The 17,773-nt window shown below is 59.8% G+C and carries 12 protein-coding genes; 4 read left to right on the top strand and 8 right to left on the bottom strand.

Annotated features, from left to right (window positions below; translation table 11 throughout):
- Window positions 1-36 precede the first annotated feature (36 nt).
- The 3 genes from DFR48_RS10015 to DFR48_RS21765 all read right to left on the bottom strand — a co-directional run bounded on the left by DFR48_RS10015 (window position 37) and on the right by DFR48_RS21765 (window position 8,029).
- The gene (locus DFR48_RS10015; protein ID WP_425359250.1) at window positions 37-1,191 is read right to left on the bottom strand and encodes a trypsin-like peptidase domain-containing protein; all 1,155 of its coding nucleotides are present in this window, start codon (window positions 1,189-1,191) and stop codon (window positions 37-39) included.
- Between the two features lie 482 nt (window positions 1,192-1,673).
- Complete coding sequence (locus tag DFR48_RS10005; RefSeq protein WP_114363025.1) at window positions 1,674-7,238, bottom strand: DUF3320 domain-containing protein; 5,565 nt, start codon at window positions 7,236-7,238, stop codon at window positions 1,674-1,676.
- A gap of 443 nt (window positions 7,239-7,681) precedes the next feature.
- A complete protein-coding gene (locus tag DFR48_RS21765; protein WP_147273521.1) occupies window positions 7,682-8,029 on the bottom strand; it encodes a hypothetical protein in 348 nt (115 codons plus the stop codon).
- 331 nt (window positions 8,030-8,360) lie between these two features.
- Here DFR48_RS21765 and DFR48_RS10000 point away from each other — a divergent pair, with 331 nt between their 5' ends.
- Complete coding sequence (locus tag DFR48_RS10000; RefSeq protein ID WP_114363024.1) at window positions 8,361-10,061, top strand: SH3 domain-containing protein; 1,701 nt, start codon at window positions 8,361-8,363, stop codon at window positions 10,059-10,061.
- An 82-nt stretch (window positions 10,062-10,143) separates the two neighbouring features.
- Here DFR48_RS10000 and DFR48_RS09995 read toward each other — a convergent pair whose 3' ends face one another.
- The 3 genes from DFR48_RS09995 to DFR48_RS09985 all read right to left on the bottom strand — a co-directional run bounded on the left by DFR48_RS09995 (window position 10,144) and on the right by DFR48_RS09985 (window position 13,226).
- The gene (locus DFR48_RS09995) at window positions 10,144-12,021 is read right to left on the bottom strand and encodes an AAA family ATPase (RefSeq protein WP_114363023.1); all 1,878 of its coding nucleotides are present in this window, start codon (window positions 12,019-12,021) and stop codon (window positions 10,144-10,146) included.
- A 10-nt stretch (window positions 12,022-12,031) separates the two neighbouring features.
- Entirely contained in the window at window positions 12,032-12,658 is a 627-nt protein-coding gene (locus DFR48_RS09990) for a hypothetical protein (RefSeq protein WP_114363022.1), read from the bottom strand.
- Between the two features lie 364 nt (window positions 12,659-13,022).
- Entirely contained in the window at window positions 13,023-13,226 is a 204-nt protein-coding gene (locus DFR48_RS09985) for a hypothetical protein (RefSeq protein ID WP_114363021.1), read from the bottom strand.
- 332 nt (window positions 13,227-13,558) lie between these two features.
- Between DFR48_RS09985 and DFR48_RS22195 the strand changes: the two genes are divergently transcribed.
- On the top strand, window positions 13,559-13,954 hold the full coding sequence (locus tag DFR48_RS22195; RefSeq protein WP_245415578.1) for a PIN domain-containing protein: 396 nt from the start codon (window positions 13,559-13,561) through the stop codon (window positions 13,952-13,954).
- A gap of 12 nt (window positions 13,955-13,966) precedes the next feature.
- Here DFR48_RS22195 and DFR48_RS09975 read toward each other — a convergent pair whose 3' ends face one another.
- Entirely contained in the window at window positions 13,967-14,158 is a 192-nt protein-coding gene (locus DFR48_RS09975; RefSeq protein WP_114363019.1) for a hypothetical protein, read from the bottom strand.
- Between the two features lie 311 nt (window positions 14,159-14,469).
- Between DFR48_RS09975 and dcm the strand changes: the two genes are divergently transcribed.
- Window positions 14,470-16,617, top strand: coding sequence for a DNA (cytosine-5-)-methyltransferase (gene dcm, locus DFR48_RS09970; protein WP_114363018.1), 2,148 nt, complete (start codon window positions 14,470-14,472; stop codon window positions 16,615-16,617).
- A gap of 163 nt (window positions 16,618-16,780) precedes the next feature.
- A complete protein-coding gene (locus tag DFR48_RS09965) occupies window positions 16,781-17,233 on the top strand; it encodes a hypothetical protein (protein ID WP_210205979.1) in 453 nt (150 codons plus the stop codon).
- Window positions 17,234-17,264: 31 nt separating this feature from the next.
- Here the strand turns inward: DFR48_RS09965 and DFR48_RS09960 are convergent, their stop codons facing one another.
- Window positions 17,265-17,666 (bottom strand): transposase, encoded by a 402-nt coding sequence (locus DFR48_RS09960; RefSeq protein ID WP_114363017.1) that lies wholly within the window; start codon window positions 17,664-17,666, stop codon window positions 17,265-17,267.
- Window positions 17,667-17,773: the final 107 nt, after the last annotated feature.

Below are 17,773 nucleotides of genomic sequence, written 5' to 3'. Positions count from 1 at the left end.
ACCGCGAAGCACATCTCCAAAGCGGGAGTAAGCGGACTATTTTACTCCCAGATCGACACCCTTTGCTGTCCTCGGCCGGCCGAGCGCGTTCTTCAACCAGCACTCCTTCTTTTTGGAGACGTAGGCGAAGGCGCGGCATGCGTTGTCGCCGACGCAAGCGACGAAGCATTCCAGATAGTTGGTCTGCCTGATCCGCTTGTAGTCACCGCCAGGAATATCCATTCCCGAATAGCTCGTGAAGTCGGACATGATCACGTCCGCCGCCTTCGACGCCGAGTAGGCTGCGATCGCATCAGCGTTCCGGATCAGCGCGACAACATCATTCTTCAGGAAGCAGAACCGATGCCTCGCGTTATAGGTCACCGCCTTGCACTGACCGTCACTCTCGCAGGCCGCCCGACAGTCCTGAAAAGTCACATCCTTCAGCGTGGCGTAGTCGAAGCCGATGGCATCGTATCCGTGAGCGTCCAGAAGGGTCACCGAAACCGAGGATCTGGGAAGCGAAGTCACTGTCTCCTGTCTCTGCGACGAACCTTCGACGTCGGGTTTCCCGTAGCACAGCACCTGATGGACGGACGGCGTAACCTTGTCCGCGAGATCGGCGGTCGAAAACGTGGGTTGCCCCTCCTGTCGGTCTCCGGACTGGCTCGCGAGGTTCTGTGACTGCATGAAGAGATCGGCCACGGACGCTCGAATGGCGAAGTTGACGTTCTGTGCCGTGATCCCGATCTGATCGGCGGCCTGCTTCGAGAAGGTGGCGCTCGTGATCCCCAGCAGGAAACCGTCGCGATCCACGACGGGGCCACCGGAATTACCGGGCTGGATCGGCGTCGAAATCTGGATGTAGCGGGTATCGTTCTTGAGACCAGCGAGCGCGTTGACATTTCCGGTCGTGATCTTCACGGAGTCCGCCAGCAGATCCGCGAGGGGATAGCCGATGGCGACAATGTCCTCTCCCAATCGGATGGGCGCACGCCTGAAGGTGAGAGGAACCATGGGGGTGTCTGCGTTCACCTTGATCAATGCGAGATCGTTCGCCGCATCGATCCTCGGATCGGTCGCAACGCCCCTGCCCTTCACCTCCACGCGGTCGCAACCATCTACGACATGGGCGTTCGTCATGAGCCAGCCGTCCGCGGTAACGGCGAATCCTGTTCCGGAAGATTTCGGTTCCTCGGCGACGGCATCCATCACCACCGCGACAGCAAGGATTCCAGCCACAACAATCCGCGCAGATATCTTCATCGTCAGCCCCTCAATACAAGGCAACCTAAACTCTCTGGGCGAAGGAATTCAATGAGCTCATTTGCGAAGGTAGCTCTTTACCCCGCTGTCGGTGTAGCAGAACTGTCCGCCACGAGACCCTGTGCAGAATGACCCTGAACGACACAGGCACTCTTCGTCTGCCGCCGGGGCCATCGATTGCGATGCGCCACCCATCAGCCCCATGGCACCGCCCATCGTGGCGGCGCATGATTTCTTGCTGGCGCTCACCGAGCCGTCGTTGCAGATGAACGTATCGCCACGGCAACCTGCGATGCCACCCTTCCTCCCACTGCAGGGAGTATTCGCCGCCTGAAGACTTGCTGCGTGCATAAGAGCAGTGGCGACCACGAGGACGCGCCAAGTACCATGGCAAGCCCGAAAGCGCTCTATCGCTCCGACGAAGATCATCATGCGGGTGCGGTTGTCGCCCCCAAGGTGAGCATTCCATCACGAACCTGCAGGGTCCCCTGCTCCTTCAGCAGTTCGATCCGGGACACGATCAAATCTCTCAACTGACTGCTGGTGGCGCGGAATCCCAGTCCCCTCGCAATGGCATTGACGGCTTCGTCCTCGGTCGCGCCGAAGCTCGTCTCGATAATCGAGGTAAGCCCCTCGTCGATTTCCATCGGCGGGATCATCTCGATTCTGCGCAGCCCGGACGCGGTGACCATGTTGCGGTCGCGCATGCGAACTATGGCGCCTGGCCAGAGGAGGAAATCTCCTGAGCGAAGAATCTCACCCGAATTCACGGCGACACGAATGGCGTTGCCGACATGCGCATCGATCCGGCTTCCTGCCCGCTGGAGACCCCAGGCAGTCCGGATTCGGGTCACCACCTCGTCCCTATGCACGGGGCCTTCGACCTCGACCGTCTCCTTGATCAACTTGACCAGTGTCCCTGTCGGAGCTTCATGAAGCTCGCCCACGATATTTGGCTTCAGCGAAGCCTCCTCGTAGAGGTTCGAGCCACCTCCATCGGTCGATACCGGCTGGAGACCGATCTCCGTCACAGTGGCGCGTTCGATTGTCACGACTTCCACCGGAACCGCCCGAGAAGATGCATGCGTGTGATCTGCTCCAGACAAAGCATTCATCTTGGCCTGTTCGATGGCGGCAATCAGGCGATCGAGTTCGGCCTTAGGCCTCTGGAACCAATCCGAACTCCATATGCGGTGGATCGTCCAGCCATGATCCTCAAGCACCGCTTGTCTCAGTCGGTCACGGTCACGCGCCGAACGGGAGTCATGGTAGGATGCACCGTCGCATTCGATCCCGATAAGGTAGCGGCCGGGGACCGCATCGTCAGCCACGGCAAGGTCGATGAAGAACCCGGCAATGCCGACCTGCGGATGGACCTGGTATCCCCTCTCCTGGAGGGCCGCCATGACCTGTTCCTCGAACACGCTTTCCATCGCCCGGTCAGAGCGCTGTGACATTGAAAGCCGCCCTGTCCGCGCGTAGTGGAGGAAGAGCTTGAAGGCAAACACGCCCTTACCCTTGCCGCGTTCGAGATCGATGTCCTCGTCGGTGATGGAAGCATAAACCTCGCAGCGTCGCTTGGCGCGGCTGATCAGGACATTGAGGCGGCGCTCGCCTCCTTCGGCACCCAAGGGCCCGAAGCGCATGCCCATGTAGCCTTGGGCATTCTTTGCATAAGCCACGGAGATCAGCATCACATCGCGCTCGTCGCCCTGGACGTTTTCGAGGTTCTTCACGAAGAACGGTTCGTGGGGATGAGAGTGGAAGAATTCCTCGGTCTGAGGATTGAGACGGCGCAGTAATTCCAGTTGGTCCTGGATTTCGCGCCGCTGCTTGATCGAGAACGCGGCAACGCCGAGCGAAAGATGCGGCGAATGCAGGGCATGGCGGATGATCGCCTCGGCGACGACCTTGGCCTCCACCTTGTTCACGCCATCCTCGAACACTCCGCCCGGCACATGATGGAAACGCAGCCCCATCCCGGCTTCCTGCGTGTATGGGCTCGGCACGATGAACAGCTTGCTGTCGTAGAATTGCGAATTCGAGACGGCAATCAGCGACTGGTGGCGGCTGCGGTAGTGCCAGCGCAGCATGCGCTCCGGCAGACCGCGGGCCGAGAAGAGGCCGAGGATACTCTCAATGTCGGAGACTTGAGCACCCTCCTGATCATCGTCCTCCTCGGTCGCCCCCGACGTCATTTTCGAGAAAAACTTCGTTGGGGGTAGCTGGCGTTCGTCGCCAACGACGACAACCTGCTTCGCACGGGCGACAGCGCCGAGCGCATCGACAGGCTGAATCTGACTCGCTTCGTCCATGACAAGGAGATCGAAGTCGAGAACGCCCGGTGGAAGGAACTGCGCGATCGACAGCGGGCTCATCATGAACACTGGCTTCAGGGCCTGGATCGCGGGCGATGCCCGCTGCATGAGCTGTCGGATCGGCATGTGGCCGCGACGGCGCGCCATCTCCGCACGCAGGACACCGACAGGTCCGATACCACTGATCGAGGGAATTTTCCGATGATGCGCCCGCACGACTTCCAGTCGAGACAGGCTCATGCGGCTGCGGTCGAGCGATGCGAACTCACCGACCAGTCTGCCATGCACCTCGCCATCGAAACGGGCGAGTTCAGGATCCTGGGTATGCTGACGACGCAGGATCGCTTCGTAGAACGCCATTTCGAAATGAGGAATGATATCGGACGGGGAAATGCGGCCGTCCTCAAGACGCTCGACAAGGGCACCGACACCCATGTTCGCGGCATCGCCTGCACGGCCATTGTAGGCAGCAAACTTCGAAAGCTGCTCCTCGTTCTCGATCCAACGGAACAGCTTGGCGCCGATCTGGGACAATGGCGCGCCGGCCACATCGCTTGTTCCAAAGAGCACATCCAGGTCCGCCTTCAGGAACTGAAGGATTTCCGACATGGTGGTCGCGAAGGCTTCTCCTTGAGCTGCAGCCTGCCGCGCCTTCTCGGCCACCCCCACACGATCGGCGACACGAGTAACAAGAAGCCTGATGTCGCCATTCCGCGATATCCAGTCGCAAATGACGGACAGCTCCTGCCACTCGGACAAGGAATCCTTCCAAAGCCCCCCGAATGCCGCTCGGCCGAGATCCGCCGACGCATCAATGGAGCTTCTGCGAGCCTGGGCGGCCGCAAGCCGCTCGATGGCAGCAATCCGGCCTCCGGCATCATCCGGCAGGGTGCGCACAAGAGGCGAGAATGCGCGGTCAGCGCCCGCGATCTCCTTGATGACTGCGACCGCCTGCGTCAGTACAATCTCATCTGGCCCGATAGCATTGGGAAACAATGCTCCCGTCCCGTCGCCCAGATCGCTCCAGAGCGAAAGCAACAGCCTCCGCGTCTCCTCGAGCAGCGTCCGAACATGCTCGCAGCGCGCGGCTACGGAGGACTTGTCGGTCAGCCTGCTTGCTATCATCCTCGCTTCAGCGCCCACGCCCCGGAGACTCCTCATCCAGAGCACCAGACTCTCAAGTGGCTTCGGATCGGATCGTTCGCCGCGCCAGTCTGCGCCGAATGCCGCGCGTCCGAGGCTGTCGCCGTCCTTGATGACAGATCTGGCCTCCTTGCCCTTTTGAAGAAGGTCCAGCAACCGCACCGTCTCGGCCGGCGGCGTCTCGGACATGACGGTCTTCAGAAGAGCCTTCGCCTTGCGCCAGTCCCCGCTGAGGAACTTCAGGAACTTGTGCCCATGCATCGCGACGGCGGTCCGGGTTGGGACCAGATCGATATCCCACGCCTGATCGGCAATCTTGCCGGAAATATCCGTCCTCACCTGCCGATAGGTGGCGACCGCCTCGGCGAGATCGCTTGCCTGATCGAGGCCCCGCTCCCATACGGCAGCGACGAAAGCATCAGGGCTTGCATCGGGAGCATCCGCAACGCGCTCGCCGATCGTGACCAATCGGCCAATGGATCCCAGCGTTGCCGATGCATTCACACCCAGCATCGTCTTCAGTGAAGCGGCAGCGTTCAGGAACCTCGGCAGCAGGTTGTCCAATTGCGCGAGTGTCGCAAATCCGGACTGCGGGAATGATTTCGGCAGTCTGCGGAACGATGTCACAAGAGGCTGCGGATCCGTCTCCCACGCCTCGTCAAGCATCTGCGCCCTAACCTGCTCGGAAAGGCGCTGGAACTCCGCACCGCCCCGGATCACGTTGGCGATGTCTTGGAGCGACGTTTTCCAGACAGGATTGGCCAACGCTTCGGCCGGCTGACCTGCCGGGCAGCTCGCGACACGCTCTGCGAGCGCGAGGTCGTCCTTGAACCCTGAAATCGATGCCGTCGGCTCACGATGGAGTACATCGGTCACGTCCCCCATGGAAGCAGTCAACTTCGAAAGGTCCGACGACGCATCCGACAACCTCTTCGTCAACCTCTCCAGATCGAGCGGAGTGATACCTGTCACGCCCACACCATGCCAAGCGTGCTGCGAGGGCAGACCGATGTCCTCGATCCGCTGGGCAAGTTCCGAAAGGATGGCGACAATGCGTTCCCGGAACTCGGGAGTCCACGAGATGGAATCCGCAAGCTCGATGTCCGACGGAGGCATTCCCAAGCGCCTCAGGCGCGACAGGTGGCCCATGACCTGATACGGGGACAGTTGGTATGGGCGGTAGACTTGGTGAAGCCGAGCCGGATGGGCGTTCAAGCTGTTCCTCGCTTCCACAAGCCGGCGGTCCAGGGCATCGGCGGGTTCACCCTTCGGCGCTCCCAGTTCCCAGACATGCTGCAGTTCCGCAAGGAACGCCCTTTTGTTGGCCTTGTTCGAATGCAGTTCAAGGCATGCGTCGCCCACACCTGCCTGATCGAGACGGCGCTTCACCACTTCGAGCGCAGCCATCTTCTCGGCAACGAACAACACGGTCTTTCCATCCGCCACGGCGGACGCGATGATGTTGGCGATCGTCTGTGATTTCCCGGTTCCAGGCGGACCCTGGATGACGAGATCCCGCCCTCGCCTGGCTTCATGGATCGCGATGGTTTGGGAACTATCTGCGTCAACGATATGAGTCATCTCGTTTGGAGAGATGTGCTCGTCGATCCGAGCATCGTCAGGCAGCAGATCGTCGGTGCGGGAGAAGCCGTTGGATACGAGCGAGGTGATGAGCGGCCGGTCCGTAAATTTGGCATCCTTGGGCCAGAGGTTCGGATCCAGGTCGCGATACATCAGGAACTTCGCAAACGAGAAGAAGCCGAGGACAATATCATTTGGCTGTACCGACCAATCGGGCTTGATCGACACAGCGGCAGCAACCTGTTCGGCATAGCGCTCGAAGGAGAAGTCATCAGACGCTTCGAAATCCGGCATGCGAATCTTATGAATGCGGTCCAGGAAGGCTTCGAGCGACAGATTGGATGCGAAATCCTCAGACCGCGCCCGTAGCTTGAAACGCTCCGCCGCGCTGCCGCGTTCCAACGCGACAGGAACCAGGATGAGTGGCGCATAACGAATGTTCTCGGCGTTGTTGGGGTCAATCCACTTCAGCGTACCAAGCCCCAGGTAAAGGATGTTGACCCCTTGCTCCTCCTCTAGGGTGCGGGCATCGAAATGGAGATCGAGGAGGCGCTTTTGAAGCGCGTTGGGGGTCATCCGGGTCTGGAGCTTGGTGTCACCGTGTCGAACAAGACGTCCGCTATCGTCACGCTCGTCGTCATCCGGAAGAGCAAGTTCGATCAGTTCTTCGGCTGCATCACCATCCTTGGGCTCGCGCCCCTTCGCCCCTGCCAGGAAGGTCATCGCCTTTCCTTCGGTGACAAGTATCCTGAATATTTCGGAAGACTGCTCGTCCACGATGTCAATGGTCTTCGCACTTTTCGAGAAGCGCGGCACGTTCAGAAGCCGGTTTCGGGCCGACAGATCAAGAAGTTCCGTTCGCGCCCGTTCAATCTTAGCTTCGACAGACAAGTTGCTTTGGAAAACGGATTGCTCGGATCCATCCCCGGAGTTCAAAATAGTGTCGTACATTTCCTCAGCCCTCTCCATGACAAGTCATGCATAAAGAAGGCCAACGGGTCCAGTAGCCAAGCCGTCAACTTCTGCTTTTATTCCCGGAATACCGCTTACTAAAGTGCCAGTGCCCTTTGCAGTTACGGGTCAGATCGACAACCACACTCGGCCAGCCGGGGATTAACGGCGCGAAGACCGGGTATCATTGCACTCGTCGCCAACCGAATGATGAGGAATGACAAAATCGACCGCACGACCGTGGTAAACAAAACGCGACGCTCCGGTTCCAGCTCGCTTCGAATCCCGAAAACTACGTCCGCAGCGCGAATGAACTGCCCCCAGAAAAATCGTGAGGGAAGCGGCACACGTTGAGGGATCTGGGCGGTCCGCTCAAACGTCGACGGGCGGTAGATGAAATATCTCTCAGCCCTCTCGCATGGGCGGGGTGTCGCCTTGGCGCTTCAACGACTCGTGGTTGCGTCGCTCACCGACAACGATGCGTTTGCCGCGGCAAGGTTCGAACCCGAGCGCTCAAGGACTTCGGAAAGCGTTGGCTCCATCACCGCATCAATAAGAGTGGCGAGGTCTCTCACCGAGATGACCACGCCCCCTCTTCGGCCGCCGCCGATCGCCCGTGGGGCGCCCTCACGGGCACGCCTGAGCACTGCACTCAGACCATCCCGCACCACCCCGCGAACCGTCAGCGTTCCGCCCGCTACCTCGACAAGCACGCGACCGAGATTTGACGTTAAATTCCGTTTCGAAACGCTGCGCGTGGTTTTAATCTGCTTGAGAAGGCATCGATCCATGGCTTTAGCTCCGCTTTCAGGTCGGACTGACGATAGCCGGTCACGACAATGGTCCAACGCGCACGTCTCCGGGGCAGGAAAATCCGAGTTGCGTGCAAGCCTTGCGTGCAAGCCTTGCGTGGCCTTCTGTACCTACCGATATGGGAACCGGAATCGGACTACCGCCCATTGCACTCCTGACACCGGCTGCTGGTATGGGGTCATATTGGCAGAATGCGGACTGCACCGCCTCCGATTGCAGGCGACAGCATGAATACACTTGCGCAGTCCGGCTTCCTATTCAATATTCCAGATACCTCTACGATCGCGAGAGCGCATTTTCGCAGGAAGTATGGGGAAGGGCTACGGTGCGGGGGCGCATTTGCCATTCTACATTCGCAAATCGGTTTCGGCGGGGCCGTTCCGCTTCAACTTCTCAAAGGGAGGAGTCGGCGTCTCAGTGGGCGTGAAAGGCCTGCGCATCGGCACCGGTCCCCGCGGGCACTATGTTCACGCAGGGCGCGGAGGCCTCTATTATCGCGCCACGCTGGGCAACGCCGGGCGAAGCCCGTCTTCGCCAGGGACACCCCATCGATCACCGGCGCCTCAGGTGACTTTCGACAACGATGACGTCGCGATGATCGAGATCGAGTCCGGCGATGTCATGCATATGCGCGACGAGTCTTTCTCGGAACTTCTCAATGAGATCAACTCGAAGGCCGGCCAGACGCGTTTGTCCAATGCACTGGCATGGACGGCTGCGGTAATCGGCCTTCTGGCAGGAATTGCAACGGGCGGACCCGGCCTGCTGCTCTGCATCATCGCACTGCCTGGCTGGGCGATCGGCAACTGGTTCGACTCCTATCGCAGGACGACGGTCCTCTACTACGACCTAGAAGGTGACGCGGAGACAGCGTATACCCGCCTTGCCCAAGGGTTTGATGGCCTCACGGGGTGCGCCGCCAAATGGCACATCGAAGCCGGAGGCGCGATCCAGAGTCTCACCGCTTGGAAGCGTAACGCGGGCGCTTCTCACCTTGTAAACAGGAAGGCGACCACCCTCGCCTACAGTCTGCCTCCGGTGATCAAGAGCAACGTCACTCCCCCTGCTCTGCATGTGGGCAAGCAGGTCATGTTCTTCATGCCCGACATCGTGCTTGTCCAGCATGGCAGCCGGGTCGGTGCGGTCAACTACGCCGATCTGAATGTCCGATGGCAGGACTCCCGGTTCATCGAGACCGAGCGCGTTCCGAGCGATGCCAAGGTCGTGGACCACACCTGGAAGCATCCTAACAAGAACGGTGGCCCCGACCGCCGCTTCAAGGACAACAGGCAGATCCCGATCTGCCTCTACGAGACGATGCACTTCACCAGCGGCAGCGGCGTGAACGAACTCGTTGAGTTTTCCCGAACTGGCGTGGCAGTCGCTTTCGTTGAAGGGTGCCGAATGCTTGCGGCATTGCCCCGAGAGCGCCTGGCGCTCCAGCCCGCTACGCCCGCAGACGATCCAATCGCGGCCGTTCCCGCTGTCGAGCAGGTAAAACGGCGTGGTAGCCTCAGGGCCGCAATGTTTACGATCCTCGGCATCCTGGTGGGCGTTCCGGTCTTCGGGGTCATATTCGCATCCGGGAGCAGGCAGCCGGCAACCGGACAGCAGCCTCCGTTGATTGCTGAGACAGCCGTCCCCGAATCGGATGAGGCCAAGGCTCCGCTTCCGTCACTGGACGTCATGACCGTATCCTCGCCTCCGGCGGCAGGTACCGCTGCCACTTCGCTCTCGACCACCTCCTCTCCGTCCTCGGTCGCCATAGTCCGGTCCGAAGCGACCGAGAAGAATCCCTCCGATCATTTGGAACTCCGGTACACGCAGACTGCAGTCAACCTTCGCGACGGACCCGGTACCAGGTTTGCCGTCATCACCGTCATCCCCAAGAGCACGCAGGTCGTGGTGATGGCGGTCGAGGGAGGCTGGAGCCGCGTGCGGGTCGATCAAGACAGACTAGGGTGGATGGCAAATTCGACGATCTCGGCAAGTCCGCCCCCTCGGCAGTGAGCCGACTGTCTGCGTTAGAGCTTCGCTCCGAGAACCATAGGATCGGACGGCACCGAAAGGCGCCGTCCCATGTCGTCACTTGTCAGGAAGCCGTCTGATCCCCGGACGATCCGTTGACCAGCCTGAAGACTTCGCGGCCAGGAACGAAATCACGGTCCATGAGAAGTCCGGCGAGTGTCTTCACATCTTTCATGCGGGCCTGAATAATCTCCTCAGCTCGTTCAAGCTGCTTCGCGAGAAGCCGTTCGACCTGCCGCCGGAGCACAGGATTCTGCCTTCGAAGCTCGTCGAGGTCCTTTGACGTCGATACATCGCAGTAAAGGAGCGACCCGAGGCCCAGGCTGGCAAGCATGAGAGTGGCAAGGTCCGAAGCCCGCTGAAGGTCTGACCCATCGACACCGCCTGAGCCCTCGAGAACATCCCCGAGAACGACCTTTTCGGCAGCCGTACCTCCGAGCATCATCGCGATCTCGTCGAGATAGGATTGACGGCTTCGGCGACGTGTTGTCTGCCTCCGCCATTGAACGTACCCAATCCTACCATGGCGATGACCCATCTCTTTCGCGACGACAATCATTTCGATCTCGGCTACAGCGAGTTCGAGACCGACCAGGGCATGTCCGGCCTCATGCGCGCATGCTGCCCAACGCTCGTCGATTCCGAGAACAGCGACGGGCGGTACAAGCGCCAGTAGATCCTGCACGCTGAGCTCCCTACCCTGTCTGCGTGCGATCCGGCGAGCATCCTTCGCGACCTGCGCGATGGTGGCTCCGGTATAGCCACTTGTTGCTCGGGCTACCTCCTGCAGGTCTTCCGGCGGAAGCACTTTTTCGAGATGCATGGAGAGCATCTGTGCCCGTGCCGCATGGTCGGGCAGACCAATGGCGATGTGACGATCAAGCCGACCGGGCCTTAACAGTGCTGCGTCGATGTTGTTCGGAAAATTGGACGCGGCGATGACGACGACTCCTTCGCGTCCACCGGATCCATCGAGAAGTTCCAGCAGTGCATTCACGACCTGCATACTGTAGTTGGCGTTGTCGCCTCTGAATGTCCGGCGATCGCCAATGCTGTCGATTTCGTCCAGAAACAGCACTGCAGGAGCATTGTCGGCAGCTTCGCGGAAACTCTTGTGCATGGCGCCGAGCATGTCGCCCAAGTGGCCCTTGGACTGCCATCGCGCACTCGACGTGCCGAAAAAACTCGCCCTGCACGAGCGCGCCACGGCCGACGCGAACAATGTCTTTCCTGTACCTGGAGGACCGCTGATGAGAAGTCCGGCGTCAACGTCGCGCCAGGCGAGCTTGCCTGCCCTCCACTCGTCGAGATCTACGGCCAAGCTCAACGCCCATTCGCGGGCCTCCCCGTAACCTTCGAGCTCCTCCACGCGCGGTTCCCATGCAGGAACCTGTGGAACCTTCGACGCGTCCGTAAGCCTCGTCAGGACGATTTCGATCGGCCGCCCTTTCCGCAATGCCTGGAACAGCAGATTCGGAGGATATTCGCAGAGCTGCTTTGCAACATCATTGGCGATATCGATCTGCCATGCACTCTTCGTAGCGGACATCAGATGGATCGGCTTGACGGATCCCACGTCGAGAATGCGGTCCAGAGCGATTGCGACCTCGGGCGGCAGCTTGGCTCCCTTCTCGATCAGTACGACGACAGCCAAATTCTGGGCCAGGACCTTTCTGGCATCCTCGGAGTATGTCTCACCTTTTCGCCCCAGTTCGATGGTCGTTACGGTGTAGTGGATCAACTCATGTGACTGCCGCAAAACTGCCTTGGCCGCCTGCCGGTAGGTTTCCACGTCCGCGTCTGGTGGCAGCATCAGGCCAATGGCTCGGTCAATCCGCTGTGCCCGCAGGTAGAATCCGCACCGTCTCAGGGCATTCCTGATGGCCACGGCATAGGTTGTCACTTCGAGCGAGGCTTCCCGCTCTACAGTTTTCTTCTGCATGGCTCCCCTCCTACTTCGCCGCGCGCCTGACGACCGTTTCCGGTCCGAGCAGAGCTTCATCGAGGTCGACTTCGAGGATCCCCATGAGAATCATCATCGCGATTGTCGGCATTGGCTTGCTTTCGCGAACGACCGAAAGGCATTCCGCAAGCGTCAACGTCCCCATTTCCTCCAAGACCGCGAGAATTCGGATGCGATCACCAAGAGGTGCACCATAGCCAGCGTAGCGGATGAGATCCCTGGCATTCTGGAGCCGAGGCCCTCCCCCGAACTCGGAGAGGGACACCACCTGATATCGATAGCCCTGCTTCTCGGCTAACCTGGCAATCCAACTGACGATGCCGGCATCTGGGGAGCGGACATCCACGAGCAGTGCTTCGCTCTCAGTTTCGACAGCGAAATCGACATAGTGGTGTCGGGGATTCCGCGCCCCGGAGTCGTTGACGATAGGCTGCGGCATGCAGCGCCAAGCGGACACCTTAGGATCCAGGTCCAGCAAGCAGGCGTAATCGCGTGCCTGCTGCGAACGATACAGAGGACGACCAACGCACTTGAGCGTCGAATGAGGAAAACGGGGACGATAGTGCGGAGAAATGCAGACTTCATCGTCTGCAGAATGAGCGGTTCCAGTCGTCATGACGGCCTCTCCAACGAATAGCAATCTGGGCGGCGCCGGGAACGGTCCCGGAAATCCAATCAGTCAGCGTATTCGGAAGGTGGGCGTAAACGTCTTGCTCATAATGAGAACGTTTAGTGAACATTATTTCGGACGTCAACCAGAATTCGTCGCCGCGGTGAGACCGGGTTCATGAATGGGAGATCGCCAGCGCCTCTCTGCTGCAAGAAATGGAGGCTTTTACGGATTCCATGACTGGTGGTGCTCACGATTCAGTCATGTCCAGCAGTGCGGTGGGCCGACGCAATCGAAAATCGACACTCGCTCTCTTGTTGGTTTTGCCGTCGCCGGTTACGGTCCGTCACCGTAGTTGCAGAAATCTCGATCAGGGATTGGGATCGTCATCGTCGGGGAGAGGACCGGGACGGGAGAACAGTTCTTCCAGTGTCTTTTCTCCAGGTACGAACGTCACGTCAAATCTGCCGTCGGTGTCGACCACTCTCTGAGTGCCGCGTGTTTTAGCTGCGTCCAGCACCTCCTGGATGCGGGCCTCTGCCTCGTGTCTCTGCCAATCGAAGTTATGCGTCATCTCGGCCTCTCTCGGACGACATCATGCCAGCCTGCGCAGTATAGCGAAGGAATTCGATCTCACCCCGGAGTTTTTTTCAGGACGGCAGTTTCTAACCACAGGATGATGTTACCGTGCGGATAGACCCTATTCTTTTGGTAGATACGGACATCGTCAGCCTAATGGGCCGCGTGAAGCCGCCTCCTGGACTGCGCCCATGGCTCTTGCGTGTCGGCATAGATCGCCTGGCCCTCTGCTATCCCGTCATAGCAGAACTATTGCGCGGAGCCCACCTCCGGACAAAGGACGATCCACAGAGAGCGCTTCTCATCGCCAATTGGGTCGATGACCTCATGTCAATGGCGTTTCCTTTTCCGGAAATGACATCGCAGGTGGCTATGGTCTACGCCGGGATGACGTCTGTTCCCAGCTTGCGGCACATGTGGACCGTGCAGCGCGGCCAGAAGAGCAACAGGCTCGGACACGATTTGATGATCTCCGCCGTCGCCATCGCTCATCGTATGCCGATCCTCACCGGCAACGTCGACGATTTTCTCGAGATCAACGAGCATTTCCCCCTGCCCGGCGTGTACCATCCGATGGAGGCGCGATGGTTTGTGGATCCCGGCTTCGAGGTGCCGCTTCCCTATTTCGATCCAAGCGAGCCCGACCCGCACGAGAAAGCTCTGCCCAAGCTTCACAGGCCCAGCCACCGCAGTTCGTCCGAACCCGGAAACGATTCGCAATAGCGCCCCTAGGCGCTACTTGTCCGGGTCCTTGGCATTCCACCTCTTCAGGTTTTCTCTGCGTTTCCCCTGGGACACCGTCCTCCTACCGACCTTGGCTGGCACGAATCCAACCTTTGACAGCGCATCGCCAAGGGTTTCGTTGTCGGCCGCGATCGAGCCAGCGTCGCCGGCTTCGTCCCCATCCTTCTTTCCATGGTTTGGCATGCCAATCTCCGATTTCGACAGTCTGCCGCAGGGGATACTACTAGCTTTGGTCTACATACTAACCCATGTTGCCGCTTGCCTGAAGGACGCCGCTGCAACGTCCACGAAGGGTTGTCCGAAATTGGGTAACGATTGCCATCAGCGCCAGAGCCGCTTGAGCACATTGGATCCACCCAAGCTGCCGAACGCACCTGACACCTTCCCGTCGGCATGACCGGCTAGTTCCGAACAGGATAGCTAGAGTTTTAATCAATCCCTTTCCGGGACAGCAATTCCGCCGCTGTACGACGAACAGAAACGGAGGGCCAGCGATGGCGCGGAAAGGCAAAAACAAGCCGGTGCTCGATGATACCCAGGCGAAGGCCATGGGCCAGGCAAAACGGGAAATCCTGAAGGTCCATGCCGAAATCGGGGGACGATTCTTCAAACTTGGCAAACTCATCGAGGAACTCGCACACGTCGCCCCGGAAATCGACCTGCGGGAATTCCTGAGCACGGAGTGCGCCATAGACCGGGCCGAGGCCAATACGCTGCTGCGCTTCGGGGAGATTTTCCGCGGGCGGGAGGAAACCATAGCCAAGGTATACCTGCCGCCTTCCGCGCTCATGGCGATCGCGCACGCCGATGCAGCCACCCGCATTGAGGCCTTCACCCGAATTGATGCCGGGCTGCGACTGGACGCCGATGATGTCGACGCTCTCAAGACCGATCTCCGCCGCATGTCCCGGTCATACGACGAGAACCGCAGGGATGATCGGCTGTCCGCTCTCGAAGACAGAGCAGCTCAAACCGCTCGGCTGACCGCAAGGACCCTGGAACGGCGCGTGGACGGACTGCTCGACATGATCCACGAATTCTTCGAGGAGCACCTGCTGGTACCCGAAGGCTGGGGAGCCTACGAGTACGTAGTCGACATAGAAAGTGCCGGCTACAAGGCCAGCCATGCAAGGATTCGATCCGAGGCTGCCGCAGCATTCGATGAATTCGAACAGGTCTATGGGCGCCAGCACCTTCCAGGGCACGAATGGCGGTCCGCCCTCGCCCGGGGCGATGAACTCGGTCCCGGCCTTGCCAAGGCGCACCTGTCGCTGAAATCCTTTGCGGCCGGACGGTTTGGAGAACCGATGGGCTTCGATTTCCAGACAGACGAATCCCACACCATCGGATTCGACATCTGGGAGGGGCTGGTGTTCCTGTCTCCCGACACGAAGCAGATCGGAAGCCTGTGGAAGGATCCGGTTGCCCAACCTCCTTTCCGTCTGAACTGCGTGGAGATCTGCGCTGGTGCTGGCGGCCAATCCATCGGCCTCCATGCCGCAGGATTCGACCCTGTCGCGCTCTACGAGAACGACGACGACGCGGCAGCCACGCTTCGACGGAACTGGTACCGTTGGAAGGTTATAAGGAAGGACGTCAGAAATGAATCGTTCGTCCGCTATCGTGGTGTCGATCTGGTGGCGGGAGGGATTCCATGTCAGCCGTATTCCCAGGGTGGTGACGGACTGGGGAAAATGGACGATCGCGACCTGCTGAACGAAGCCGTGCGGGTTGTGCGAGAGGCGAGACCCAAGGCCTTCTTCTTCGAGAATGTTCCGGGATTCATGTTCGACAGGCATTCGGACCACCGGGCCCGGGCCCTCGCCGCGTTCCGCGATCTAGGCTACGAAGTCACGATCCAAAAACTGGAGGGCAAGGACTTCGGCATTGGCCAGGCTCGGACGCGCATCGTCATCATCGGCTTCGCGGACGGGCTGCTGCATCGCTTCAACATGCCCCGAGCCGTTGACGCGAGCACCGTCAATATATTGGAGGACCTGCTGATGGTGCATCGAACTCCTCCGGAGGCGCGACCTCGCAACGGCGAAACCGGAGATGGGTACTCGGTGGAACAGAAGCGTTTCGACGAGTGGGCGGACCACTGGATCGCGAGATATGGCCAGCGATACACACCAACCATTGCCGGGATCGCCAACGGTGCTCAAGACAACACCGCCAAGGCCTGGGCGGCAGCCGGCTTCGATGTCAGGAAGCTGGTCGACGGCCCGCCGACCCCCGCCGATGTCACAGGCATCGACTACCTCCCACGTCTCACGATCCAGATGCTTCAACGCCTTCAGAACTTTCCGGACGAGTGGGCATTCTCCGGAGACCGGAGCCAGCAGATCCGGCAAATCGCCAACGCATTCCCTCCCCGGCTCGCACGATCTATCGGGCAGGCGATCTACACGGCACTTACCGGGGTCACATTCGATCGGAAAACCCTGATGGCTTCGCCTCTTCCGCGCGGCTCGATCGGTGCATCACCGCCCAAGATTAATCTGAATGCGGGGCGGGATGTGCCGGATGATGGTGTGCCATCGGAGACCTGGAAGACGCGGTTCAAGCGAGGCGTAGCCGTGCCGGGCGACGGTTGGCCGGAAGGCGTCCCATATCCTGGCGAACGGACATGGGACGCATGATTGCGCGATCCTTTCGAAAGCAGAGGTCCCATCCCTTCGTCTAGCGTCTGCGCCTCGGGATGTTCCGCGGGTCGAAGAGTTCGCGGAATTAGGTAGCAACTGCCACCAGACTCCTGTCGGCTGAATATGTAGCTTCTTCGCCTCGTGTTAGGAGCTGATGTTCATGGGAATTGCGGACGAACTGAAGACGAAGCGCGCCGAGATCGGTGAACGCATCGAGGCGATCCGGAAAGAGATTGCGGAAATGGAACGGCAGCAGGCCGCCCTTGATGCTGTCATCGCGATTTACGAGCCGGATTACGCTGCATCAGCACCACGCAACCGTCGTGCTCGGAGGAAAGCCAATCCCAACGGTACCCTTGCCGAGGTCTTCAATGGCATTGATCGGCGCAGTTTCGTTCTGAGAACGCTGCGCGAGGCCGGAAGGCCCATCACGACATCCGACTGCGCGGTGGCACTGGCCAAGGAGGTCGGTCTTCCGTCCGATGATGCTCGGCTGGGCCAGATCGGAAACAAGGTCTCGCAGGTGCTTGACCAGCTTGCCAAGGCAAACCGCGTGCGGCGAGCCGGAAAGGTCGATGGACATCGACATCTCTGGGAGATTAATCAGGCATAATCGGGTGTCTAATCAGTAGGAACCCGGCGATCTAGGCCGTCTCGGGACTAACACCATCTTCCCATACGAGATCGGGCGGATGGTTGCCTTGCCAGTAACCGCACAGGTTCCGCGATGTCGGCCGCGACAGCGCCTTGTAGAGCATGCCCCAGAGCTGCAGGCCATTATCGACCCGGCGGTTGTCCTCGCGCCAGGCGATCTCGGCCGCATACCAGTCGAAGTAGCGTACCGAGAAACGGTGATGGATGCCGACATAGGCCCGCTGGATACGGGAGAAGAAGCTCTCGACGTGGTTCGTATTGACCCCGCCCTCGGTCTGGTATTCCTGGCTGTGGTTGACCCGGTGCAGCTCCTGCAGACCCTCGAGGTCGTCGTAGCTGAAGTGCTCGTCGGCGTGCAGCCGTGAACCCTTGCGGACATGCTTCTTGACCATCTCCCACGCTTCTGTCAGTACCGGAGCAATACTCCCCAATAGTGCCGTTTGAATCTTCCCCAGGTGCTGCGGCCGCTGGTCTTCCGGGGCGCGCCCCGGAAGACCAG

The sequence above is a fragment of the Ciceribacter lividus genome, from assembly GCF_003337715.1.
Classification (GTDB): Bacteria; Pseudomonadota; Alphaproteobacteria; order Rhizobiales; family Rhizobiaceae; genus Allorhizobium; species Allorhizobium lividum.
The sequence above is the reverse complement of the archived record's forward strand: the minus strand, read 5'-3'. Positions and strand labels throughout refer to the sequence as shown.

What these genes read in the sequence shown, in the direction of transcription:
- DFR48_RS09985 (WP_114363021.1), bottom strand. Translation starts at nt 13,226, where the DNA reads ATGACGCATAACTTCGATTGGCAGAGACACGAGGCAGAGGCCCGCATC.
- DFR48_RS09965 (WP_210205979.1), top strand. Translation starts at nt 16,781, where the DNA reads ATGGGAATTGCGGACGAACTGAAGACGAAGCGCGCCGAGATCGGTGAA.
- DFR48_RS10000 (WP_114363024.1), top strand. Translation starts at nt 8,361, where the DNA reads ATGGGGAAGGGCTACGGTGCGGGGGCGCATTTGCCATTCTACATTCGC.
- DFR48_RS09975 (WP_114363019.1), bottom strand. Translation starts at nt 14,158, where the DNA reads ATGCCAAACCATGGAAAGAAGGATGGGGACGAAGCCGGCGACGCTGGC.
- DFR48_RS22195 (WP_245415578.1), top strand. Translation starts at nt 13,559, where the DNA reads ATGTCAATGGCGTTTCCTTTTCCGGAAATGACATCGCAGGTGGCTATG.
- DFR48_RS10005 (WP_114363025.1), bottom strand. Translation starts at nt 7,238, where the DNA reads ATGTACGACACTATTTTGAACTCCGGGGATGGATCCGAGCAATCCGTT.
- dcm (WP_114363018.1), top strand. Translation starts at nt 14,470, where the DNA reads ATGGCGCGGAAAGGCAAAAACAAGCCGGTGCTCGATGATACCCAGGCG.
- DFR48_RS09995 (WP_114363023.1), bottom strand. Translation starts at nt 12,021, where the DNA reads ATGCAGAAGAAAACTGTAGAGCGGGAAGCCTCGCTCGAAGTGACAACC.
- DFR48_RS09960 (WP_114363017.1), bottom strand. Translation starts at nt 17,666, where the DNA reads ATGGTCAAGAAGCATGTCCGCAAGGGTTCACGGCTGCACGCCGACGAG.
- DFR48_RS10015 (WP_425359250.1), bottom strand. Translation starts at nt 1,191, where the DNA reads ATGGATGCCGTCGCCGAGGAACCGAAATCTTCCGGAACAGGATTCGCC.
- DFR48_RS21765 (WP_147273521.1), bottom strand. Translation starts at nt 8,029, where the DNA reads ATGGATCGATGCCTTCTCAAGCAGATTAAAACCACGCGCAGCGTTTCG.
- DFR48_RS09990 (WP_114363022.1), bottom strand. Translation starts at nt 12,658, where the DNA reads ATGACGACTGGAACCGCTCATTCTGCAGACGATGAAGTCTGCATTTCT.